Source organism: Streptomyces sp. NPDC002156, assembly GCF_053593675.1.
This window is the reverse complement of sequence record NZ_JBSFDA010000031.1, coordinates 59255-78112: the sequence shown is the minus strand read 5'-3', so window position 1 is coordinate 78112 and position 18858 is coordinate 59255. Positions and strand designations below refer to the sequence as shown.

Genomic DNA, 18858 nt, shown 5'->3' with positions numbered 1-18858 from the left:
GTTGACCTTCTCGACGGGCAGACCGGCCGGATCGCAGCGCACGGTCATGGTGCGACCCACCGCGTCGATGACCGTGGAGAGATGGCCGCGCTCGTCGCCCGCCCCGGGCCATGCCGGCCGCCGCGGCCATCGCGGGCGCGCTCCTGCTGTCGGTGCCGTTCCTGGTCAGCAACCGCAACGACGACGACACCCAGGTCAGCACCGCTTCCGGAGACAGCACGACGGACACCCTGTTGGGCGACACGCTGGACGGGGCGACTCCGAGCGCCTTCGGGACGGCCGAGCCGACGCCGGACACGAAAAAGGCGACGCCGTCGAAGCAGGCCTCGCCGAGCCCAACACCCACCGGCGGCAAGGGCACCGCGGGCGGCGCGGCCGGGAACAGCAGCGCCAAGGGGCAGAGCACGGGCTCCGGCAGTGGCTCCAACCCGTCGAAGAACTCCTCCGGTTCGAAAAGCGGCACGGGATCCGGTTCGAAGAGCGGCACGGGATCCGGTTCGAAGAGCGGCACGGGATCCGGCTCCAAGAGCAAGACCAGCGGCAGCAGTTCGAGCAACAGCGGCACCAGCAGCGCCAAGACGACCGCCCCGGCCGTCGTCCCCAAAGCCATCATCTTCAGCCACGCGTCCGGCAAGTGCATCGACGTCGTCGGCGACAAGGGCAAGAACGGTGCCCCGCTGGAGATCTGGTCGTGCAACGGCAAGGCCCAGCAGAAGTGGACCGCTCGCTGACCGATTTGCCGTGTTTCACTGGGTGTGTGGGCGATATCTCGTCCGTCCGGGTGCCCGTCGAAGATCACCAGGTCAGGGCGTCGGCCACGGTTCCGGCGTCCCCGGGTGCATCCCCCTTGCGGCCCTCCCACGTGGCATGCGGACTGGCGCGAGCCTAGCCTCGTACTAAAATTTCCGGCTTGTTACGGAACGGAGCTGGAACCGGACAACCCCAGGCAGACCTGCGGGCCCCGCCAGCGACCCGGATGTCTCCGGGAACGAGACGCGAGGACTGATGGCAGCCATACACGAGAGCAGTGCTCTCGGTCTGCTCGACGAAGAGATCCGCGAACGGTTCGGCGACACCGCACGTTTCTCCGCGGGGCCCGCTGCCTCGCCGCGCACGCTCGTCGACGTTTTCGACGCCGCCGTACGTTCGTACCCGAACGAACCGGCCCTGGACGACGGCACGACCTCCCTCACCTACCGGGCGCTGGCCGTCGAGGTGGAGAGCGTACGCCGTCGGCTGAGCGCCGCGGGTGTCGGGCTCGGGGACCGCGTCGGGGTCCGGGTGCCGTCCGGGACCAATGAGCTGTACGTCGCCATCCTGGCCGTACTGGCCGCCGGTGCCGCCTACGTTCCCGTGGACGCCGAGGACCCGGACGAGCGGGCCGAGCTGGTGTTCGGGGAGGCGGAGGTACGTGCCGTTGTCGGGGCCGGGTACGAGATCACCGTTCCCGGCGACCGCAGCGAGCTGTCCGCGCGCCGCCCCGGGGTCGAGCACGACGCCTGGATCATCTTCACCTCCGGCTCCACCGGGAAGCCCAAGGGCGTCGCGGTCAGCCATCGCAGCGCCGCCGCCTTCGTGGACGCCGAGGCCGCCCTCTTCCTCACCGACGATCCCGTGGGGCCCGGCGACCGGGTCATGGCGGGGCTCTCCGTGGCCTTCGACGCCTCCTGCGAGGAGATGTGGCTGGCTTGGCGCTACGGGGCCTGCCTGGTGCCCGTACCGCGCTCCCAGGTGCGTAGCGGGGCCGACCTGGGGCCCTGGCTGGTCGAGCAGGAGATCTCCGTCGTCTCGACCGTGCCCACGCTGGCCGCGCTGTGGGAGCCCGAGACCCTCAACGACGTACGGCTGCTGATCTTCGGCGGAGAGGCCTGCCCGCCCGAGCTGGTGCAGCGGCTGGTGACCGAGGGGCGCGAGGTGTGGAACACCTACGGGCCCACCGAGGCCACCGTCGTCGCCTGTGCCTCCCTGATGACCGGGGAGGAGCCCATTCGGATCGGGCTGCCCCTCAATGGGTGGGAACTCGCCGTCGTCGACGAGGCCGGGGAGCCCGTCGCCATGGGCGCCAGCGGTCAGCTGGTGATCGGCGGTGTCGGACTCGCGCGGTATCTCGATGCCGAGAAGGACGCCGAGAAGTACGCGCCGCTCGAATCCCTCGGCTGGGAGCGGGCCTATCGCAGCGGTGACCTCGTCAAGGCGGAGCCCGAGGGGCTGATCTTCCTCGGCCGGGCCGACGAGCAGATCAAGCTCGGCGGACGCCGGATCGAACTGGGCGAGGTCGACTCCGCGCTCCAGGCGCTGCCCGGTGTCGCCGGTGCCGCAGCCGCCGTACGGACCGCCCGGAGCGGCAACCAGCTCCTCGTCGGCTATGTCGTCACGCAGGACGGCTGGGACCAGGCCGCCGCCGTGGAGCGGCTGCGGGCCGAGCTGCCCGCCGCCCTGGTGCCGCTGCTCGCGCCGGTCGAGGACCTGCCGACGCGTACGTCCGGCAAGGTCGACCGGAACGCCCTGCCGTGGCCGCTGGAGGGGTTCGAGACCGGGCCCGCCGCCGAGCTGTACGGCACCGAGGCGTGGCTCGCCGAGCAGTGGGGCGAGGTCCTCGGCATCCCGGTCGGTAGCGCGGACGACGACTTCTTCGCGATCGGCGGCAGCAGTCTCGCCGCCGCCCTGCTGACCACGAAGCTGCGGACGCGCTACCCGAGCGCGGCCGTCCTCGACATCTACCAGCAGCCCGTGCTGCGCGCGCTCGCCCGGCATCTGGAGGAGTCCGCGCAGGACGACACCAGCGGACGGGTCATCGCGCCGGTGCCGCTGCGCGCCAAGGCCCTCCAGCTGCTCCTGCTGGTCCCGCTCTTCACGCTGCTCGGACTCCGGTGGGCGGTCGCGCTGGCCGCCGCCGCGAACGTACTGCACTGGTTCGGTGCTTATCCGTGGGCGCCGGTCACTTCGTGGTGGGCGGTGGCCGCCGGGGCCGCCGTGTTCTTCTCGCCGCCCGGGCGGCTCGCGCTCGCGGCCGGTGGGGCGCGCCTGCTGCTCCGGGGCGTCAAGCCGGGGCGGTATCCGCGCGGTGGCAGCGTGCACCTTCGCCTCTGGACGGCCGAGCGGCTCGCCGAGTTCAGCGGGGCGACCTCGCTGACCGGGGCCTGGCTGGAGCGGTACGCGCGTGCGCTGGGCGGCAAGGTCGGGGCGGACGTCGATCTGCACTCGCTGCCGCCGGTCACCGGCATGCTCAAGCTGGGACGTGGCGCGGCCGTCGAATCCGAGGTGGATCTGTCCGGGCACTGGCTGGACGGGGACCGGCTGGAGATCGGGCAGGTCAAGGTGGGTGCCGGCGCTGTCGTCGGGACGCGCAGTCTGCTCTTCCCGGGAGCCCGGGTCGGCAAGCGGGCCGAGGTGGCGCCGGGTTCGGCGGTCGCCGGGACCGTGCCGACCGGGCAGCGCTGGGCCGGGGCACCGGCCGTCAAGCTCGGCAAGGCCAAGCGGAACTGGCCGAAGGAGCGTCCGCAGCGCGGGCGCGCCTGGCGGGCCATGTACGGCATCACCGGGTTCGCGCTGAGTGCGCTGCCGGTGCTGGCGGGTGTGGTCGCGCTGCTGGTCACGAGCCTGTTCGTCGACCCGAGCGCCGGGCTCGGTGCCGCGTTGCGGGGCGTCGCGCTCGCGCTGGTACCTGCCACGCTGGCCTTCGGTCTCGCGTACGCGCTGGTGCTGCTGATCGCCGTACGGCTGCTGAGTCTGGGGCTGCGCGAGGGTACGCATCCCACGCACAGCAGGATCGGCTGGCAGGCCTGGACGGTCACGCAGCTGATGGACCGCTCCCGCGAGACGCTGTTCCCGCTGTACGCCGGGCTGATCACTCCGGTGTGGCTGCGGCTGCTCGGGATGCGGATCGGGCGCGGCGCCGAGGTGTCGACCGTACTGGCGCTGCCGAGCCTGACGACCGTCGGCGAGGGCGCCTTCCTGGCCGACGACACCCTGACCGCTCCGTACGAGCTGGGTGGCGGCTGGCTGCGGATCGGGCGGGCCGAGATCGGGCGGCGGGCCTTCCTGGGCAACTCGGGGATGACCGCGCCGGGCCGCTCGGTGCCCGACGGCGGGCTGGTCGGGGTCCTCTCTGCCACGCCGAAGAAGGCCAAGAAGGGCAGCTCGTACTTGGGCCTGCCTCCGATGAAGCTGCCCCGGGCGGCGAGCGGCGGCGATCAGAGCCGTACGTACGATCCGCCCGCGCGTCTGCTGTGGGCGCGGGCGCTGGTGGAGCTGTTCCGGATCGTGCCGGTGTTCTGCTCGGCGGGCCTGGCCGTGCTGACGGTGGCTGCCTTCAGTGTGCTCGGAGGCTGGTTCTGGCTGGTGGGCGGGCTGGTACTGCTCGGAGTCGGCGCGCTCGCCTGTGTGCTGTCCATCGTCGCCAAGTGGGTGCTCGTGGGGCGCCACCGCGCCGGTGAGCATCCGCTGTGGAGCGGTTTCGTGTGGCGGAACGAGCTGGCGGACACCTTCGTCGAGGTCGTCGCCGTGCCGTGGCTCGCGGGTTCCGTGCCGGGTACGCCGGTGATGTCGGCGTGGCTGCGCGGGCTCGGCGCGCACATCGGGAAGGGCGTCTGGGTGGAGAGCTACTGGCTGCCCGAGACCGACCTGGTGACCATCGAGGACGCGGCCACCGTGAACCGGGGATGTGTCCTCCAGACGCACCTCTTCCACGACCGGATCTTGCGGACGGATACTGTGGTCCTCCGTGAGGGCGCAACGCTGGGTCCTGGCGGGATCGTCCTGCCCGGTTCCACGGTCGGCGCCCGGTCCACTCTGGGTCCCGCGTCGCTGGTCATGGCGGCGGAGTCCGTTCCCGACGACACCCGCTGGCTGGGCAACCCGATCGAGTCATGGCGTTCCTGAAAGCGCTGAGCGCGGCTCGTCCGGGTACCGGGGCAGGGGACGGTGTATCTCCGGCACCACGTACGAGCACAGCGCAGGGAGCAGACTCAGCAGTGAGCGTTCAGCAGACAGTGGGTTCGGACCCGTACTTCCCGGCAAACGGTGACGCCCGTTACCGGGTGCACCGGTACGAGCTCGCGCTGGACTACCGCCCCGGCCCGAACCGGCTGGCGGGCACGGCCCGGATCAACGCGATAGCGGGCCGGTCCCCGCTCGCCGAGTTCCAGCTGAACCTGGGCGACTTCAAGATCGGCCGGATCCGGGTGGACGGCAAGGCGGCGCACTACACGCACCGGGGCGGCCGGCTGCGTATCCGTCCCGCGAAGGCTCCCCGGCCGGGGGCCGCGTTCACCGTCGAGGTGCACTGGGCGGGCAACCCCAAGCCGGTGAGCAGCCCGTGGGGCGGGCTCGGCTGGGAGGAGCTGGAGGACGGGGCGCTGGTGGCGAGCCAGCCGATCGGGGCACCGTCCTGGTACCCGTGCAACGACCGGCCCGCCGACAAGGCGTCCTACCAGATCTCGATCACTACGCCGTCCGCGTACTCGGTGGTGGCGGGTGGGCGGCTGCTGACGAGGACGACGAAGGCTTCTACGACGACTTGGGTGTACGAGCAGTCCGCGCCGACGTCGAGCTATCTGGTGGGGCTGTCGATAGGCAAGTACCAGACCGTGCTGCTCGGTGACCCGGGGCTCGGCGGTGTGCCTCAACACGGGCACATTCCGGCCGAGTTGCTGCCCGAGTTCTCCCGGGACTTCGCTCGCCAGCCCGCCATGATGGAGCTGTTCCAGGAGCTGTTCGGGCCGTATCCGTTCGGTGAGTACGCGGTCGTGGTGACCGAGGAGGAACTCGATGTGCCCGTCGAGGCACAGGGGTTGTCGCTGTTCGGCGCCAACCATGTGGACGGGGCGCGGAGTTCGGAACGGCTCGTCGCGCACGAGCTGGCGCACCAGTGGTTCGGGAACAGTGTGTCCATCGCGGACTGGCGGCACATCTGGCTGAACGAGGGGTTCGCCAAGTACGCGGAGTGGTTGTGGTCGGAGCGGTCCGGTGGGCGTAGTGCGCAGCAACATGCCGCGGTCGCGCATCGGTTGCTGGCCGGGCGGCCGCAGGATCTTCGGCTCGCCGATCCTGGGCGGAAGTTGATGTTCGACGACCGGTTGTATCAGCGGGGTGGGCTTACCGTGCATGCGGTGCGGTGTGCTTTGGGGGACGAGGTGTTTTTCCGGATGCTGCGGGGGTGGGCCGGGCTGCATCGGGGTGGGTCGGTGAGTACGGGTACGTTCACGGCTTATGTGGCTCGGTTTGCGGTGGAGCCCCTGGACGAGTTGTTGAATGCGTGGCTGTACGAGGGTGCGTTGCCGAAGTTGCCGACTCCGGTTACGGGAGGGCCACGTGTGCCTGCGCGGCCCTCTTATCCGCCGTCTACTGCTTAGTGGGTACCTGCGGGTCCGCTGTGGCTGGTCGCGCAGTTCCCCGCGCCCCTAAAGGGGCACTTTCAGCTTGTCCCAGCTTGTTTTGCCTGGTATTCCGTCCGCGTCCTTGCCCTTGAAGTTGAGCTTTTGTTGCCAGGCCGCGTAGGACTTGCGGTCGGCCTCCGTCCATTCCGGGCCCGGGCCGTTCTCGTAGCGACCACAGCCCTCCGCCACCAAGCGGCGGCCCATTGCTGTGATCAGTGGGGACTTCTGGCCTGCGTGGAAGAAGCCACTACCCGGGAACGGCACGTACGTCGGCTTGGGGGGTGTGGGCTGCGGTGTGTCCTTGCCGCCTCCTCCTCCCCCTGCCAGGCGTTCGCGGATGCGGGTGCGCATGCTGTCCATCGTGAAGCCCCGGGGGTCCACCTTGCCGGGCTGCCATTCCTTGTGGCCGATGACCGAGCGTTCGCTCCAGCCGTGGTGGCGGCAGATCGCGGCGGAGACCTTTTCGATGGCCTCCTTCTGGGCCTCGGGCCAGGGGTCCGTGCCGTTGCCGAGGTTGATGCACTCGAAGCCGTAGAAGTGGCGGTTGCCGTCGGTGTCGGCCTCGTTGTCGGCGGGGAGTTTCGACTCGTTGATGACGGCGCGCAGGACGTCGTTGTCGCCGAGGCCCGCGTGGTTGGCTCTGCCGTTGCCGACCAGGTGGACGTGGCCCTCCTTGTCGATGACGCCGTGGCAGAGGGGGCCGGGCAGGTTGGAGTGGCCGTTGTAGCAGAGGGCCACGGAGCCGGCCGTGCCCGAGGTGACGGTGTGGTGGATCATCACGCCGTTGACCGGGCCCCAGGGGCCCTTCGAATTGCGGTTGTGGGTGCGCCAGTTGCGGACCTCGTGGACCGTCAGGCCCTCCGCGCGCAGGAGTTCCAGCAGCTTGGACGCGCTGAGCGGATTCGCCATTACTTGTCTCCGTCCACTGCCGCCTCCGCTTCCGCGGTGGTCTGGGATCGGCCATGGGAGGGGTCGGCGTCCGCCGACTGCTCCTCCCTGCGGGCCTGGGCCTCCGTCGCGAGGGCCGCCTCGTCGGCCGCCGGGATGCTGCTCGCGGCCAGGCCGAAGGCTCGGCGCAGGTCCACGGTGCTGCCCTCGCCCTTGACCAGGGCCAGCGGGGCGAAGGAGCGGACGATGCCGCCGGGTGCCTGGAGGAGGGGGCGGCGGGCCTGGTCGACCGGCCATTCGACGCTGCCGGTCGCGGTGCGGGCGGGGATCAGCCAGTGGTCGCCGGTCGTGTAGGCGGCGCCCTTGGCGAAGTAGACCTCGACGCCGTCCTCCAGGGGCAGCCACTCCCCCTCGGCGACCGGTACGGCTCCGTTGCGCAGCGCTGTCGTACGGCCCTTGCGCTTCGGGCCCTCGTGGTGGTCCCAGCGGCGGAGGAAGGGGTTGAGGTGGGGCAGGCGGCCCACACCCGGCTCCGGTTCGGCGGAGAGACGGACCCGGCGGCCGGGGAGGTCCAGTTCCTCGACCCGGAGGAGGGGCAGGGGTTCGAGGCGGGAGGCGTACGCCGTGTCGGTGAACTCGACGCGGTCGCCGACGTCCAGGTCGAGCTTGTCGTCGTAGCCGAGGGACGCCAACTGGACCCACGTACCGTCGAGTTCGTCGACCGGGAAGACGACCGAGCCGTTCTCGCGGGACCACTTGAAGGTGGCGTCCTTGGCCTCGCCCGCGTCGTGGATCTCGACGCGGTAGAGCTGGTTCTCGGGGCCCCGGTAGCGGGCGTCCGGCTTTATGAGGCAGGGGTCCTCGTCGGCGTGGTCGGGGCGTTCGCTGCGGGCGGCGAGGCGGGCCGTGGGGGTGGACTGCTTCAGCGCCCAGCGGTCGAAGGCAGCGCTCACCACCTCCTTCGACGGCTCGGGCTCGTCGATCTCCAGCGCGGCCAGCGACAGCGGCAGCACCTGCCAGACGACCTTCACGCGGGCGGCGGTGTCGGGCAGGGCCGCGCCGAGGGCGACCTCGCGCAGCGCCGGGTCCTCGGCGGCCGTCACCGCGCGCTCCCACACCTTGAGGTAGACGAGGAACGGTGACTGGGCGGGCGAGGGCAGGCGGTCACCGGGCTTCTCCGGGTCGCGGTAGCCGTCGGGCTGGTCCCAGTAGGTCCAGTACGCGGGCGGCTGGACGGTGTCTGACTCCTGGGCCGGTGCGTCCTGGGTGTCCTCGTCGTCCGCCGGTACGGGGGTGCCGGGGGCCGGGCGGTTCGCGTCTAGGAGGATGCCGTCGACGTAGTACCGGCCGCCGTGGATGTACAGGGTGTCGATGTCGTGCCGGCCGCCCACGTACTCGACCCGGAAGCCGGCCGAGCCGCGCGGGCCGCCGTGCGGTCCGATCAGGTCGGCGGCGAGGGTACGGGCCTGGTGGAGCTGGATCGCGGCCTGTTCGTTGGCGTCGGCGTCGAGCTGGACGCGGCCCTGCTGGGCGATGACCGCAGAGTAGTGGCGGTCGGGCCGGAAGGTGAGTCGGGAGAGATCGGCGTGCATGAAGGGGGTCCCCCAGGGTCGTAAGTGTGCGGGTTCGCAGGGTCGTTGGCGGCTGCGGGCGGTTGCTGCCCGGTCGGCTCAGGTCACGAAGAAGATGCCCGCGTCCGTTCCGGCGGGCGTGTACTCCGCGAGTCGCGCCCGTAGTCCGTCCTCGCGCTGCGGGCGGTACAGGTCGTGGAAGGCGCCCAGTTCGGCGCCGTCGTCCGCGCCGCGCCGGATCTCCTCGGCCGAGCCGTCTGCCAACTGGGCGTACCAGGGCGTCCCGTAGCGCTGCGACGCGAACAACGGCCGTACGCGGGACGCCTGTTCGCGACCGGCCAGGTCCGGCTGGCAGCGGTGGCGGCGGGGCGTACGGGACCCGGTGGGGACGTACGAATAGCGCAGGCAGCCGATGCCGCGCCGGGCCACGTGCAGTCGGCCGGTGAAGATCGAGTTCTCGGCGATGCGTACCGCATGGGTGTGGATCTCGCCGATGACGGTGGTGCGGTGGAGGTGGAGTACGGCGTGGGCGTGGCGGCAGTCGGGGGCGGAGAGGGCCTCGCGGTCGTCGCCGGTGGCGTCCAGGACGCTGTCGCGGAGGTGGATGTCGAGGGGCTCCTCGCTGACCTCGTCGCCGATGACCTCGATGGTGCCGAGGATGCTGTGCTCGATCTGGAGGCAGGCGGTGGTGCGTTCGAGGACGATGCTCGGCTCCTCCGGCGAGTGCGGATCGCACTCCGGCTCCAGGGACCAGCCGGGGACGAGCGTGGAGTGCCGTAGGACGACCGCACCCATCGGGCCGGTGACGTTGATGCCCCGGCCGGCGACGAGGAGTCCGTCGAGGGTGATCCGGGGGCGCTCGTGCGGGGCGCAGTCGTCCGCCACGGCACGGATGTTGAGGGCGTCGGGGCGGTTGCTGTACCAGTCGAGGAGGCGGATCACCGGGCGGGTGCCTTCGGCGGCGCGGAGTTCGAGACGGTCGCCGGGGTCGAGGTCGAAGTCCAGCTGTTCCTGGTAGGCGCCGCTGTGGGTGATCTCGATGATGCCTTCGGGGCCGGTGCGACCCGGATCCGACCTGCGGTCCTGCTGCCAGGCTCGGTAGGCGTCCATGATCTGGCGGTACGGCTGTCCCGGGCCGACCCGATAGAACTCGGCGTCGGGACGGTCCTCGCGGTCGGCGCGCTCGTACTCGCCGCCGCCCATGTCGGCGCCGAACGCGTAGTGGTGGTCCACCCAGACGCCCTGCCGGGGTGCGGAGCGGGCGCCGAACGCGATCCGGCCCAGCTCGGGGTCGACGGCGACCTGGCCGCGCTTGGGGCGGTAGCGCCAGTCGGAGAGGTCGGTGACCACGATGTCGGACGGCGGTACGGGTTTGTCCTCGCCGTCGCGCCGGATCACGAAGCTCTTGCCGGGGCCGTAGTAGTCGGCCAGGCGGTCGTGGAGGAGGCGGCGGGTGATGAAGGCGGGCACGTTGTCGACGGCGGCGAGGTGGGTCGGCGACGGCTCCGGGACCGGCTTGGTGACCAGGGGGCTGTCGTTGCCGAGGATCGAGAAGGTGTAGAGGTTGCGGGCGCGGTCGACGCAGTACGCCGGGGAGCGGGTCAGCGAGTACGCCTTGAGCCGCCAGACGAAGAGACCGACTCCGGCCGGGGTCCAACCGCCCTGCCTGCGGCGGGAGTTGGCGCTGCGGACGTCGACCGTGCGGGCCGACGTGTCGAAGGCACCGCCGACGAGGGCGAGCGCGGAACTGTCCCGGAGGTCGAGGAGGCTGCCCCGTCCCGTGTCGCGGTGGAGCTTGACCGGCTGGTTGTGGGCGACCAGGCGCGACAGCTCGACGGCACGCGCGGGCCAGTCGGCGACCTGCTCGGAGATCTCCTCCAGGAGGTGCAGAGTGCCCTTGCGGCGGCGGTTGGCGACGGTCGCCGCCACGTCGGCGCGCGGCGCGATCGCCTCGGCGAGCGCGGCCCGGCCGCCCTCGTGCAGGCCGGTGGTGAGGACGCGTTCGTAGCCGGGGAGGGTGCGGTAGCCGACCAGGTCGCCGAGGTAGGGCAGCACCCAGGGGGCCGCCGTCTCGACGAACAGGTCCTCGTAGCCCTGCTCGACCCCGTCGCGTACGCGGTCGAGTTGCTCGGCGACGACCGCGAGCAACGCACGCAGCGGTTCGCCTTCCTCGGCGTCGCGCAGGAGGTGCCAGCGGGGCAGGAGGGCGGCGAGGCCGTCGGGCTCGCGGGCGGTCCCCTGGGTTGTGGTCTCGAACTCGACGTCCGGGGACATCACTTGACCTCCGTGAGTATCAGGGTGTCCGCGGCGCGCGGGGACAGCAGGGCGAGCTGGGCGGGGCGGATGCCGCGGAAGACGTACACCGTCCGGCCCTTGGCGAGGCGCCGGGTGTCGGTGATGTCGGGGTTCAGGCGCAGGAGTTCGGCGAGCGGGACGCCGTAGCGGGCGCAGACCGAGGACAGGGTCTCGCCGTCCGCGTTCCGTACCGTGTGGGTCTGCTCGTCGTACGTCGCCTCGCGGGCCGGCACCGAGGGCCTCGGCGTGCCCGGGTGGGCGAGCAGCTCGGTGAGCTGGTCCGGGGTGGCGGAGGCGGGGACGCCGGTGAAGACGTCGACGTCGATGTAGTCGACGCCGGGCACGGTGTGGGCCGTGGCGAGGACCTCGGAGAGACGGGCCGGGCGGCCCAACTCCCGCCCCTCGAAGCCGAGTCGGCGGAGCAGGGCCTGGCGCAGGCGTGGCTCGACCAGCTCCCAGGCGTAGTCCGGGGCGACCTTGACCCGGGCCGCGACGAGGAGGAGGACGAGTTCGCGGACGTCGACGCGGACGGGGAGGTTCGGGTCGCCGTACTCGGTGAGGGCGCCGCGCAAGGCCCGAATGATGTCCGAGTCGTCGGCGATCGGGACGTCGTCCGTGCCCGCGACCGTGACATGCAGCAACCGCCGCCGTCCGTCGAAGAGTTCACGGGCTGTGGCCCGGCCGATGCCGGCGCGGGAGCGGGCGAAGTCCTCGTAGTCGATGTCGGACACCAGTCGGTCCAGGGCCGATACGGCGAGCGGGATCGTACGGCGGGTCAGGCCGGGCCCGTCGGCGTCCGAACCGCCGGTCGCCGGGCGGGGGTTGGTGACGCGGCTGACGCCGAGCGGCCGGGTGAGGGGCTGGGTGATCCGGTCGGCGGCGGTGTTGGCGGCCTGGCCGGTGCCGAAGCGGTAGCGGGCGCGGATGTTCTCGTGACCGGTGGGCAGCCGGGCGCCGTTGACTCCGTCGCCGAAGGTCACCGTCGTACGGCCGTCGGAGGTGGTGCCGGTGATGTAGACGCGGTCGCGCGGGCCGCGTCCGGCGAGGCTGTCGACCTCGTGCCAGCGCAGGCCGTCGACGCGGATCTCCAACACCGCTGTGGCACCCAGGGGGTTGTCGTCGGCGAGCCAGGTGAGCGGGGACTGCCAGAGCGCGAAGGTCTGGTTGACCCGGTCCGAGTCGCCGCTGCCGATGGCCTCGTCGCGGCCCTCGCCGTGTGTGGCCTCGACGACGTTGCCGAGGATGCGGACGCTCGCGCGGTGGTAGCGGTGGGCGAGGTCGGCGGTCAGGACGAGCCGCGTGTGGACGTGGTCGCCGGGGAGTTGGGGATCCACTGCCGGATCGGCGGCGGCGAGGGTAACGACCTCGGTGGCCTGGACGCCGACCGTGCCGGGGATGTCGGTGCGTTCGCCGGTGACGATCAGGGTCCGGCCGGGCCTCAACCCGTCGTACAGGTCGGCGAGTTCGATCTCGTTGCCGTGCACGTCCTCGCCGAGCGGCTCGTCGGCGAGGCGGAGGGGTTCGCCGTCCGCGTGCACGGTGGTGTCGCGGATATGCGAGAGCAGCACGTCGAACTCGTCCAACCAGGGGTCGGCGAGGGTGAGTTCGGTGCCCCGGCCGGCGATGCCGTAGTTGGTGTAGACGGCCGTACGGGCGGCGACCACCTGTGTGGTGACGAAAGCGAGCTTCGGGTCGCCGGGGATTCCACCCTCAACTCCCTTTGCGGGGCGCTGGATCGCGACCCAGCTGCCGACGGTGATGCCGGTGTGGACGGTGTCGAGCTGGAGGACGGTGCGGTTGACGGCCAGCGGCTTGCTCGCGATGACCACCTCCACATTCGGCTCGGCGGCGCTCGGCGTGTAGCGCAGGCTCACCTCGTACTCGCCGTGGGTGAACTGCTCGGGGACGCCCGGCCGCAGGGCGATCTCGTGCGCGTCGCCGTTCTCGATGCGTACGTGCACCAGGCCCTCGTCGTCGGGCCGCGAGACGGTCACCACGCGCTCCGGCAGCCCGGAGTGCAGCCGGGCGGTGACCCCTGGCCCCTGCGGGCTCGGGGAGTCGGCGGCGCGTCGGCCGGACCGGCTCTGGTCGCGCTCCTGACCCGCGCGCACGGACAGCTCGACCTGCCCCACGCCCAGCGGGAACGTGACGAACTGCGGCACGGGCAGGTTCTCGGCCCGCTGGTCGGAGCTGCTCCCCTCGACATACTGGAACTCGGCCCTGACCGGAACCTTGCCCGCCGCGTCGTAGACGACCCGCATGCTGGTGAGCGCGGCTCCCGTGAGCGGCCAGTCGGCACTCCGGATGACCCGGCCCCGATCGTCCTGGACCGGCTTGAGCGGCGCGGTGGAACCGAAGGGCGCCGTCGTGACACGCAGCGCGAGCAGCTCACGGAGCAACTGCGGCGCACTTGGGGCAGCGGCGGTACGCCAGGCCGGGTAGAGGCTACCGAGACCGGGATTGAGCGCCGAGAGCAGCCGAGCGGTGTCGGGCTGCCGGGTGCGGGTGGGCGCGGCGGGGCTGGGCGCCGAGGCACGAAGGGCGGGCAGGACAGAGGCCAGGGCTTGGAAGGCGGCGGTACGTGAATCGGACCTCAGGGGCGCGGGGAACTGCGCGACCAGCCCCAACGGCGCAGCACCCGCCCGACCACCTGCAGCATCAAGCTGTGCCGGCGCCAACTCAAGAGCACGCTCACCAAGTTCGCCCAGCACCGCCTCCAACTGCTCGAACCACGCCGAGACATCCTCATACGGCGTAGCCAACACCTGCGCCTCACCAAGCCGCGCAACAGGCTCCCCCAGCCGAGCCGCAAGCTGCTCCGGAGACTTCACCCCGTCCAGGTCGCTGCGCAACGGCGCTAGAACCTGATCGTCGAAGTCCTCGATCAACCGACTCACCGGGCGCGGATTCGGCACCTCCGGGGTCGGCGGTTCATCACCCGGCTCCCCCGGAGTCGCAGGCTCCGCGATCCACACGCGGACCTCATCAACCAGCTCCTTCAGCGTGCGCGGAGCCGACTGCGGCAGCGAGATCGCCGTGATGTCGTCGTCCCGATCAACACGTGTGTCGGCAACAGGCACCAACTTGCGCTCACCGCCGGCCCGTTCACCGAACACAAACAGCAACTGGTCCCCGACCTGGAGGGAGTTCGCGGTGCCCTCGACGAAGAGTTCGGAGCGCGTCTCCAGATCCTCGGGGGTGAGGAGAGAGGGCCGCCGACGGCGGACCTTCAGCTCGTTCCAGTCCCAGCGGGCCGTCAGATCGCGGCTCGTCTCGAAGGTCTGCGACTGCTCGTCGGCGGACGCCGGCACGCTGTTGCTGCGGGCCCCGCGCGGAATCAGCACGGGCAGCGTCTCGGCGCGCGGGTCGCGTTCGAGGGTGTACGCGAGATGGGCGTTGGCGGCGACGCCGGGTCGCGGCCGGTGCCCGACGAGCCGCCCGAGCAGCACCAGCGAGCGGTGCTCGTTGGCCGTACGGACGTAGGCCTCGTCGGCGATCCGCTCGGAGTGGAAGGTGAGCAGGTCGCCGAGGACGGCGGTGGCGTCGAGCAGGCCGAGCGCCGGGTCGTCCGGGGTGCGGACGGTGAGGCCGCCGAGGGCCGGGTACGCGGGTGAGGCGAGCCGGTCGAGGAGAGCGGCCCGGAAGCTGCCGTACTCGCCTACGCGGTAGTCGAGGGCGGTGCGGCCGGGCGGGTTGTGGAGCGGGGCCGGGGCGAGCCGCTCGTCGTGCCCGGTGCGGCAGGCGCCGCCGCAGGTGCAGTCATCCTCGAAGTCGGTGTCCTGGACGGACAGTTCGGTGGTCATCGGGCACCTCCGGGAGGCGTCAGGGATATCGCCAGGAGGCCGTTCTCCGGCCGGTCCGGGTCGTTGTCGCAGGTGGCGATCTCCAACGGGCCGAGCCGCAGCACGCCGTCCTCCCTCTCTCCTCGGTCCTGCTCGAACAGCCGCCGCAGCCTGGTGACTTGGACGCCCTCCACCCCGGGTACGGCGGCGGCCACGGCGACCAGGCGGCTGAGCCGGACCGGCTCGCCGAAGGTCAGCGCGTCCGGGTGGAAGAAGCCGAGCCGCCCGTCGGGCAGTCGGCCGGTGCCGAGTACGCGGTACAACTCGGCGAGGATCTGCCCGTGCTGGTGCCCGGGCGCGGCGCACACGGTCAGCGCGAGGTCCAGCGGTACGTGCCGGGCGGGGCCGACGACGAGGTCGTGACCGATGCGCCGGTACGCCTCCAGCGCCTGGGCGACGGAGGAGAACAGCTCGGGCCGGGGCTCGCCGGTGCCGTACGCGTCGATCGCGATGTGGGCTTCCTGGGTGCTGCCGGTCCAGCGGATCTCGGCGGCGGCGCGCTGGACGCCGGGGAGGGCGGTGACGAGGGCCGCGTAGTCCTCGGCGGTGACCGCGCGCAGGCGGGTGCGGCGCAGGTCGAGGGGGGCCAACTGCCGTACCTGGTCGACCGCTTCGGGTTCCGTGCCGCCGGTGGCGGGCAGCGGGTTGCGGACGACGGCGACGCGCGGTGGCGCGCAATCCCCCTGCGGATCCTGGTAGTTGACGACGAGGTGGTTGATGGCCTCGGCGCCGACGTTGCCCGCACTGCCGCCGCCGAGGCGGTAGCGGGCGGCCAGACGGGTCCCCGGGACGGGTCGGGCGCCGTGCCGACCGTCGCCGAAGCGGAGTGCGAGCCGTCCGTCGTCCTCCAGTTCGCCGACGAAGTGCCGGTCCCGGGAGCCGCTGCCCAGCAGGTCGCGGCGCGGGTACCAGGTGTGGTCGACCTCCTGTTGCCGGAGGCTTACGGCGGGCAGCGCGCGGCGCGGGTCCTGGGTGAGAGCCGCGGCAGCCGACCCGCGCAGTACGGGCTCGTCGGGGTGGAGTCCGGCCGCGTACGCCGGGCCCCAACTGTGCGCGATCTCCCAGGCGATGTGCCCGTCGAGGACGGTACCGGCGCGGGCCCGGGCGGTGAGGATCTCGATGCGGCGCAGCTTGCCGTCGAGCAACTCGTCGTTGCGGAACAGGAGTTCGCGCAGGGCACGGACGGGATGGCGGCGGAGTTCGATCCGCTCCAGCACCTTCAGGCCGTACACGACGGTGAGTTCGGCGATCTCCTCGTCACTGAGCCCGTCGCGGTCACGGGCGCTGCGCCACAGCTCGACGAGCCGCTGCCGCACCCGCCCGGGGATCGCCGCGATCCGCTCGGCCTGGCCTGCGGAGACGGTCGCCGGGTCGGGGAACGGCACCGCCTGGGCGATCGGGGACCGCCCGAGGACCGGCCGGAAGCGGGGCTTGATACCGGGGTAGACGGACTGCGCGAGCAGGGTCCGAAGTGCTGCGGCCTGGGCGTACGCCGTACCGGGCACCACCCGTTCGTGCCGCTGTCCGGCGCGTTCGAGACCGAGTCCGGCGCGGGTCGTGGCGGCCTCGCCGAGTACGTCGAACAGCTCGCGGATGTCGTCGGCCGACAGCGATTGCCCGCTCTCCGCCTTGTCCGCGAGGGAGTTGACGAGCCGGGCGGGCGCGTTGCCCTCGGTTTGGTCGGCGCAGCCGAAGACGGGCGGTTCGCAGGGGGCGACGACGGCGGGTACGGGCGGGACGGTGAACGTCTCGGGGAGTCCGTCGCCGGGGAGGGAGCGGCCGTGGTCGACGAGGACGACGTTGCCGCGGGCCAGGGTTACGTCCTCGACCGGCAGGCAGTCGCGTCCGCTGCGGGTGGTGAGGCAGAGCGGGAAGCGGAGGGCGTCCTCGGCGGCCCAGGTGACCTCCAGGACCGGCTGGTCCTCGATGCGGTCGAGGGCGGGGGTGACGGAGGTGAGGCGGACGGCCTGGCGGTGGGTGGGGTCGGCGTCGCCGGGGGTGCCGGTGCGCGGGCCCTTGACCTCTTCCAGGATCAGCAAGTCGCCCGGCCTGAGGTCGAGTCGGCGGTCCCGGCAGGTCTCGGGGTCCTGCCACTCGTCGCGCAGGGTGGCGGCGGTGGCGCCCTTCGGGAGGGCGGACACCTCGTCGCCCCAGGTCCACAGCCGGATCGCGTTGTGGGCGACCCTCAGCTCCAACTGGTCGGCGGCCAGGACCGGTTCGAAGACCTCCACCGAGCCGCGCTCGTCGAGGTCGGCGAGATCGTGGTCGTCGACGACGGTGCCGGGCTCGGGCCGGTCGTGCGGGTCGAGGGTGCGGACGTCGACGGAGGCGAAGCGGAAGGTGCCCGGGGCGAGCGTGTGGTCACCGGCGGTCTCGACGGCGACGTACGCCCGTGCCGTGCACCCGTCGTGCATCGCGTAGTCGATGAGGCGGACGTGCCGGCGTACGGAGACCCGGCGGCGGGCGGTGTCGAGGTAGGCCTCGGTGGCGACGGCGTCCTGCTGGTAGCTGATCTGGTCGCCGGTGTACGCGAGCAGCTCGACGAGGGCGACGCCCAGATCGGCGGGGTTGCGCTCGACCCAGTCGGGGGTGGTGAGCGCGAGCCGGTCGAAGAGGAGCTTGCGGATCGTGTCGTAGTCGCGGGCGGTGTAGTCGACGACGGGTGTATCAGGGAAGGCGGCTGCCGTCTGCCGCTCATCTTCCTTGCAGTCGAAGGGAGTTGGGCAGTCGGGCCGGAAGGAGAAGAAGGCGGAGTGGTAGCGCTGGTCGAAGCCGCGGTAGGGCTGGGTGCCCGGGCGGTCGTACGGGTCGGTCTCGACGAGGGAGAGGCGGTAGCGGGAGGTGTCGCCGGTCTTGTCGAGGGTGACGTACAGGAGGTCGTCCAGTTCCGGGTCGTCCTCGCGCTCGACGCTCACGTCGACGGCGGTGATGCCGGTGATACGCCGGCCGCCGTCGATGCGGATGTTCTCGGGGCACAGGCCGTGGGGGGCCTTGCCGAGGAAGGTGACGGTGAGCAGCAGTCCGTCGTCACTGACCTCGACGGCGTCAACTCCGTTGAGCTGGGCGGCTCTTACCTTGGCGCGCCGGGAAACGGTACTGCCGCTGGTCGCGTTGGTGCTCATGCGGCCCGCCCTTCGAAGACGTCGTCGCGTCGGGTGCCGGTGGCGCGTACGACGTACGAGAGATGGACGCGTACGACGTTGTCCTCGCCGAACACGTCGAGGGCCAGTACGTCGATGAGGTCGCCGAGCCAGCGCTGGAGCGAGGCCTGTACGGAGAGTTCGAGCGTGCTGATCAGTTCCGGGCTGCTGGGCGCGAAGACGAGGTCGAGGAGTCCGCAGCCGAAGTCGGGGCGCATCACGCGCTCGCCGGGGCTGGTGAAGAGGAGCTGCTCGACCAGGTCGTGGACGTGCTCGGCGTGCCGGGCGTGCGCGGTGCGGCCACGGCGGTCGGCGCGGAAGGGGAAGGCGATGTCGCTGCGGGGGCGTGCGTTCGTTGCTGTGTTCATGGCGCCGGGGTTGGTCGGGCGGCTCATCGGACGGTGACCTTTCGCTGCGCGGCCTGGACGACGGGCGGTCCCTGCGGGACGAAGGCCGACGTGAAGCACTGGGCCGCGGAGGTGTCGAGCAGCACGGGCGCGCCGTCGACGAGAACGCCACTGCTGCCGCCGGCGGTCCAGCGGACCGAGACGCAGGGCGTGGGCACACCGTCGACGGTGTGCGGGCAGCCGGTGACGACGGCGTGGGCGTGCGTGGCCGTGACGACGGCGGCGCCCGCGACTCGTACGCCGCCGGTGGGTGTGGTGGCGGCGCTGACACGACCGCCGTGCGGGCAGCCGATCACGGCGCTCGCATCGAGCAGACTCCCGGACACTTCTCTTCGTCC

10 protein-coding genes are annotated in these 18858 nt (G+C 71.8%); 3 read left to right on the top strand and 7 right to left on the bottom strand.

All coding sequences use genetic code 11. The features are described 5' to 3' along the window. Window positions 1–110: 110 nt before the first annotated feature. The 3 genes from ACWCRB_RS15925 to ACWCRB_RS15915 all read left to right on the top strand — a co-directional run bounded on the left by ACWCRB_RS15925 (window position 111) and on the right by ACWCRB_RS15915 (window position 6353). Window positions 111–731, top strand: coding sequence for an RICIN domain-containing protein (locus ACWCRB_RS15925; protein WP_450996614.1), 621 nt, complete (start codon window positions 111–113; stop codon window positions 729–731). 274 nt (window positions 732–1005) lie between these two features. Beyond that, entirely contained in the window at window positions 1006–4881 is a 3876-nt protein-coding gene (locus ACWCRB_RS15920) for a Pls/PosA family non-ribosomal peptide synthetase (RefSeq protein ID WP_450996613.1), read from the top strand. Between the two features lie 92 nt (window positions 4882–4973). Continuing rightward, on the top strand, window positions 4974–6353 hold the full coding sequence (locus ACWCRB_RS15915) for a M1 family metallopeptidase (protein ID WP_450996612.1): 1380 nt from the start codon (window positions 4974–4976) through the stop codon (window positions 6351–6353). Window positions 6354–6401: 48 nt separating this feature from the next. Here ACWCRB_RS15915 and ACWCRB_RS15910 read toward each other — a convergent pair whose 3' ends face one another. The 7 genes from ACWCRB_RS15910 to ACWCRB_RS15880 all read right to left on the bottom strand — a co-directional run bounded on the left by ACWCRB_RS15910 (window position 6402) and on the right by ACWCRB_RS15880 (window position 18846). Next, window positions 6402–7286, bottom strand: coding sequence for a peptidoglycan-binding protein (locus ACWCRB_RS15910; protein ID WP_450996611.1), 885 nt, complete (start codon window positions 7284–7286; stop codon window positions 6402–6404). Next, window positions 7286–8857 carry a DUF6519 domain-containing protein gene (locus ACWCRB_RS15905; protein ID WP_450996610.1) on the bottom strand — a complete coding sequence of 524 codons (1572 nt, stop codon included), beginning with the start codon at window positions 8855–8857 and terminating at the stop codon, window positions 7286–7288. The genes ACWCRB_RS15910 and ACWCRB_RS15905 overlap by 1 nt, the downstream gene beginning before the upstream one ends. 78 nt (window positions 8858–8935) lie before the next feature. Next, window positions 8936–11110: a hypothetical protein gene (locus ACWCRB_RS15900; RefSeq protein WP_450996609.1), complete on the bottom strand. Its 2175-nt coding sequence runs from the start codon at window positions 11108–11110 to the stop codon at window positions 8936–8938. After that, window positions 11110–14934 (bottom strand): putative baseplate assembly protein, encoded by a 3825-nt coding sequence (locus ACWCRB_RS15895; RefSeq protein WP_450996608.1) that lies wholly within the window; start codon window positions 14932–14934, stop codon window positions 11110–11112. Before ACWCRB_RS15895 ends, ACWCRB_RS15900 begins: the two co-directional genes overlap by 1 nt. Beyond that, entirely contained in the window at window positions 14931–18095 is a 3165-nt protein-coding gene (locus ACWCRB_RS15890) for a putative baseplate assembly protein (RefSeq protein WP_450996607.1), read from the bottom strand. The genes ACWCRB_RS15895 and ACWCRB_RS15890 overlap by 4 nt, the downstream gene beginning before the upstream one ends. Further along, on the bottom strand, window positions 18092–18508 hold the full coding sequence (locus ACWCRB_RS15885) for a GPW/gp25 family protein (protein WP_369034713.1): 417 nt from the start codon (window positions 18506–18508) through the stop codon (window positions 18092–18094). Before ACWCRB_RS15885 ends, ACWCRB_RS15890 begins: the two co-directional genes overlap by 4 nt. Next, window positions 18505–18846 (bottom strand): hypothetical protein, encoded by a 342-nt coding sequence (locus tag ACWCRB_RS15880; protein ID WP_450996606.1) that lies wholly within the window; start codon window positions 18844–18846, stop codon window positions 18505–18507. The genes ACWCRB_RS15885 and ACWCRB_RS15880 overlap by 4 nt, the downstream gene beginning before the upstream one ends. Window positions 18847–18858 lie beyond the last annotated feature (12 nt).

What these genes read in the sequence shown, in the direction of transcription:
- ACWCRB_RS15910 (WP_450996611.1), bottom strand. Translation starts at nt 7,286, where the DNA reads ATGGCGAATCCGCTCAGCGCGTCCAAGCTGCTGGAACTCCTGCGCGCG.
- ACWCRB_RS15900 (WP_450996609.1), bottom strand. Translation starts at nt 11,110, where the DNA reads ATGTCCCCGGACGTCGAGTTCGAGACCACAACCCAGGGGACCGCCCGC.
- ACWCRB_RS15885 (WP_369034713.1), bottom strand. Translation starts at nt 18,508, where the DNA reads ATGAGCCGCCCGACCAACCCCGGCGCCATGAACACAGCAACGAACGCA.
- ACWCRB_RS15925 (WP_450996614.1), top strand. Translation starts at nt 111, where the DNA reads ATGCCGGCCGCCGCGGCCATCGCGGGCGCGCTCCTGCTGTCGGTGCCG.
- ACWCRB_RS15905 (WP_450996610.1), bottom strand. Translation starts at nt 8,857, where the DNA reads ATGCACGCCGATCTCTCCCGACTCACCTTCCGGCCCGACCGCCACTAC.
- ACWCRB_RS15895 (WP_450996608.1), bottom strand. Translation starts at nt 14,934, where the DNA reads ATGACCACCGAACTGTCCGTCCAGGACACCGACTTCGAGGATGACTGC.
- ACWCRB_RS15920 (WP_450996613.1), top strand. Translation starts at nt 1,006, where the DNA reads ATGGCAGCCATACACGAGAGCAGTGCTCTCGGTCTGCTCGACGAAGAG.
- ACWCRB_RS15890 (WP_450996607.1), bottom strand. Translation starts at nt 18,095, where the DNA reads ATGAGCACCAACGCGACCAGCGGCAGTACCGTTTCCCGGCGCGCCAAG.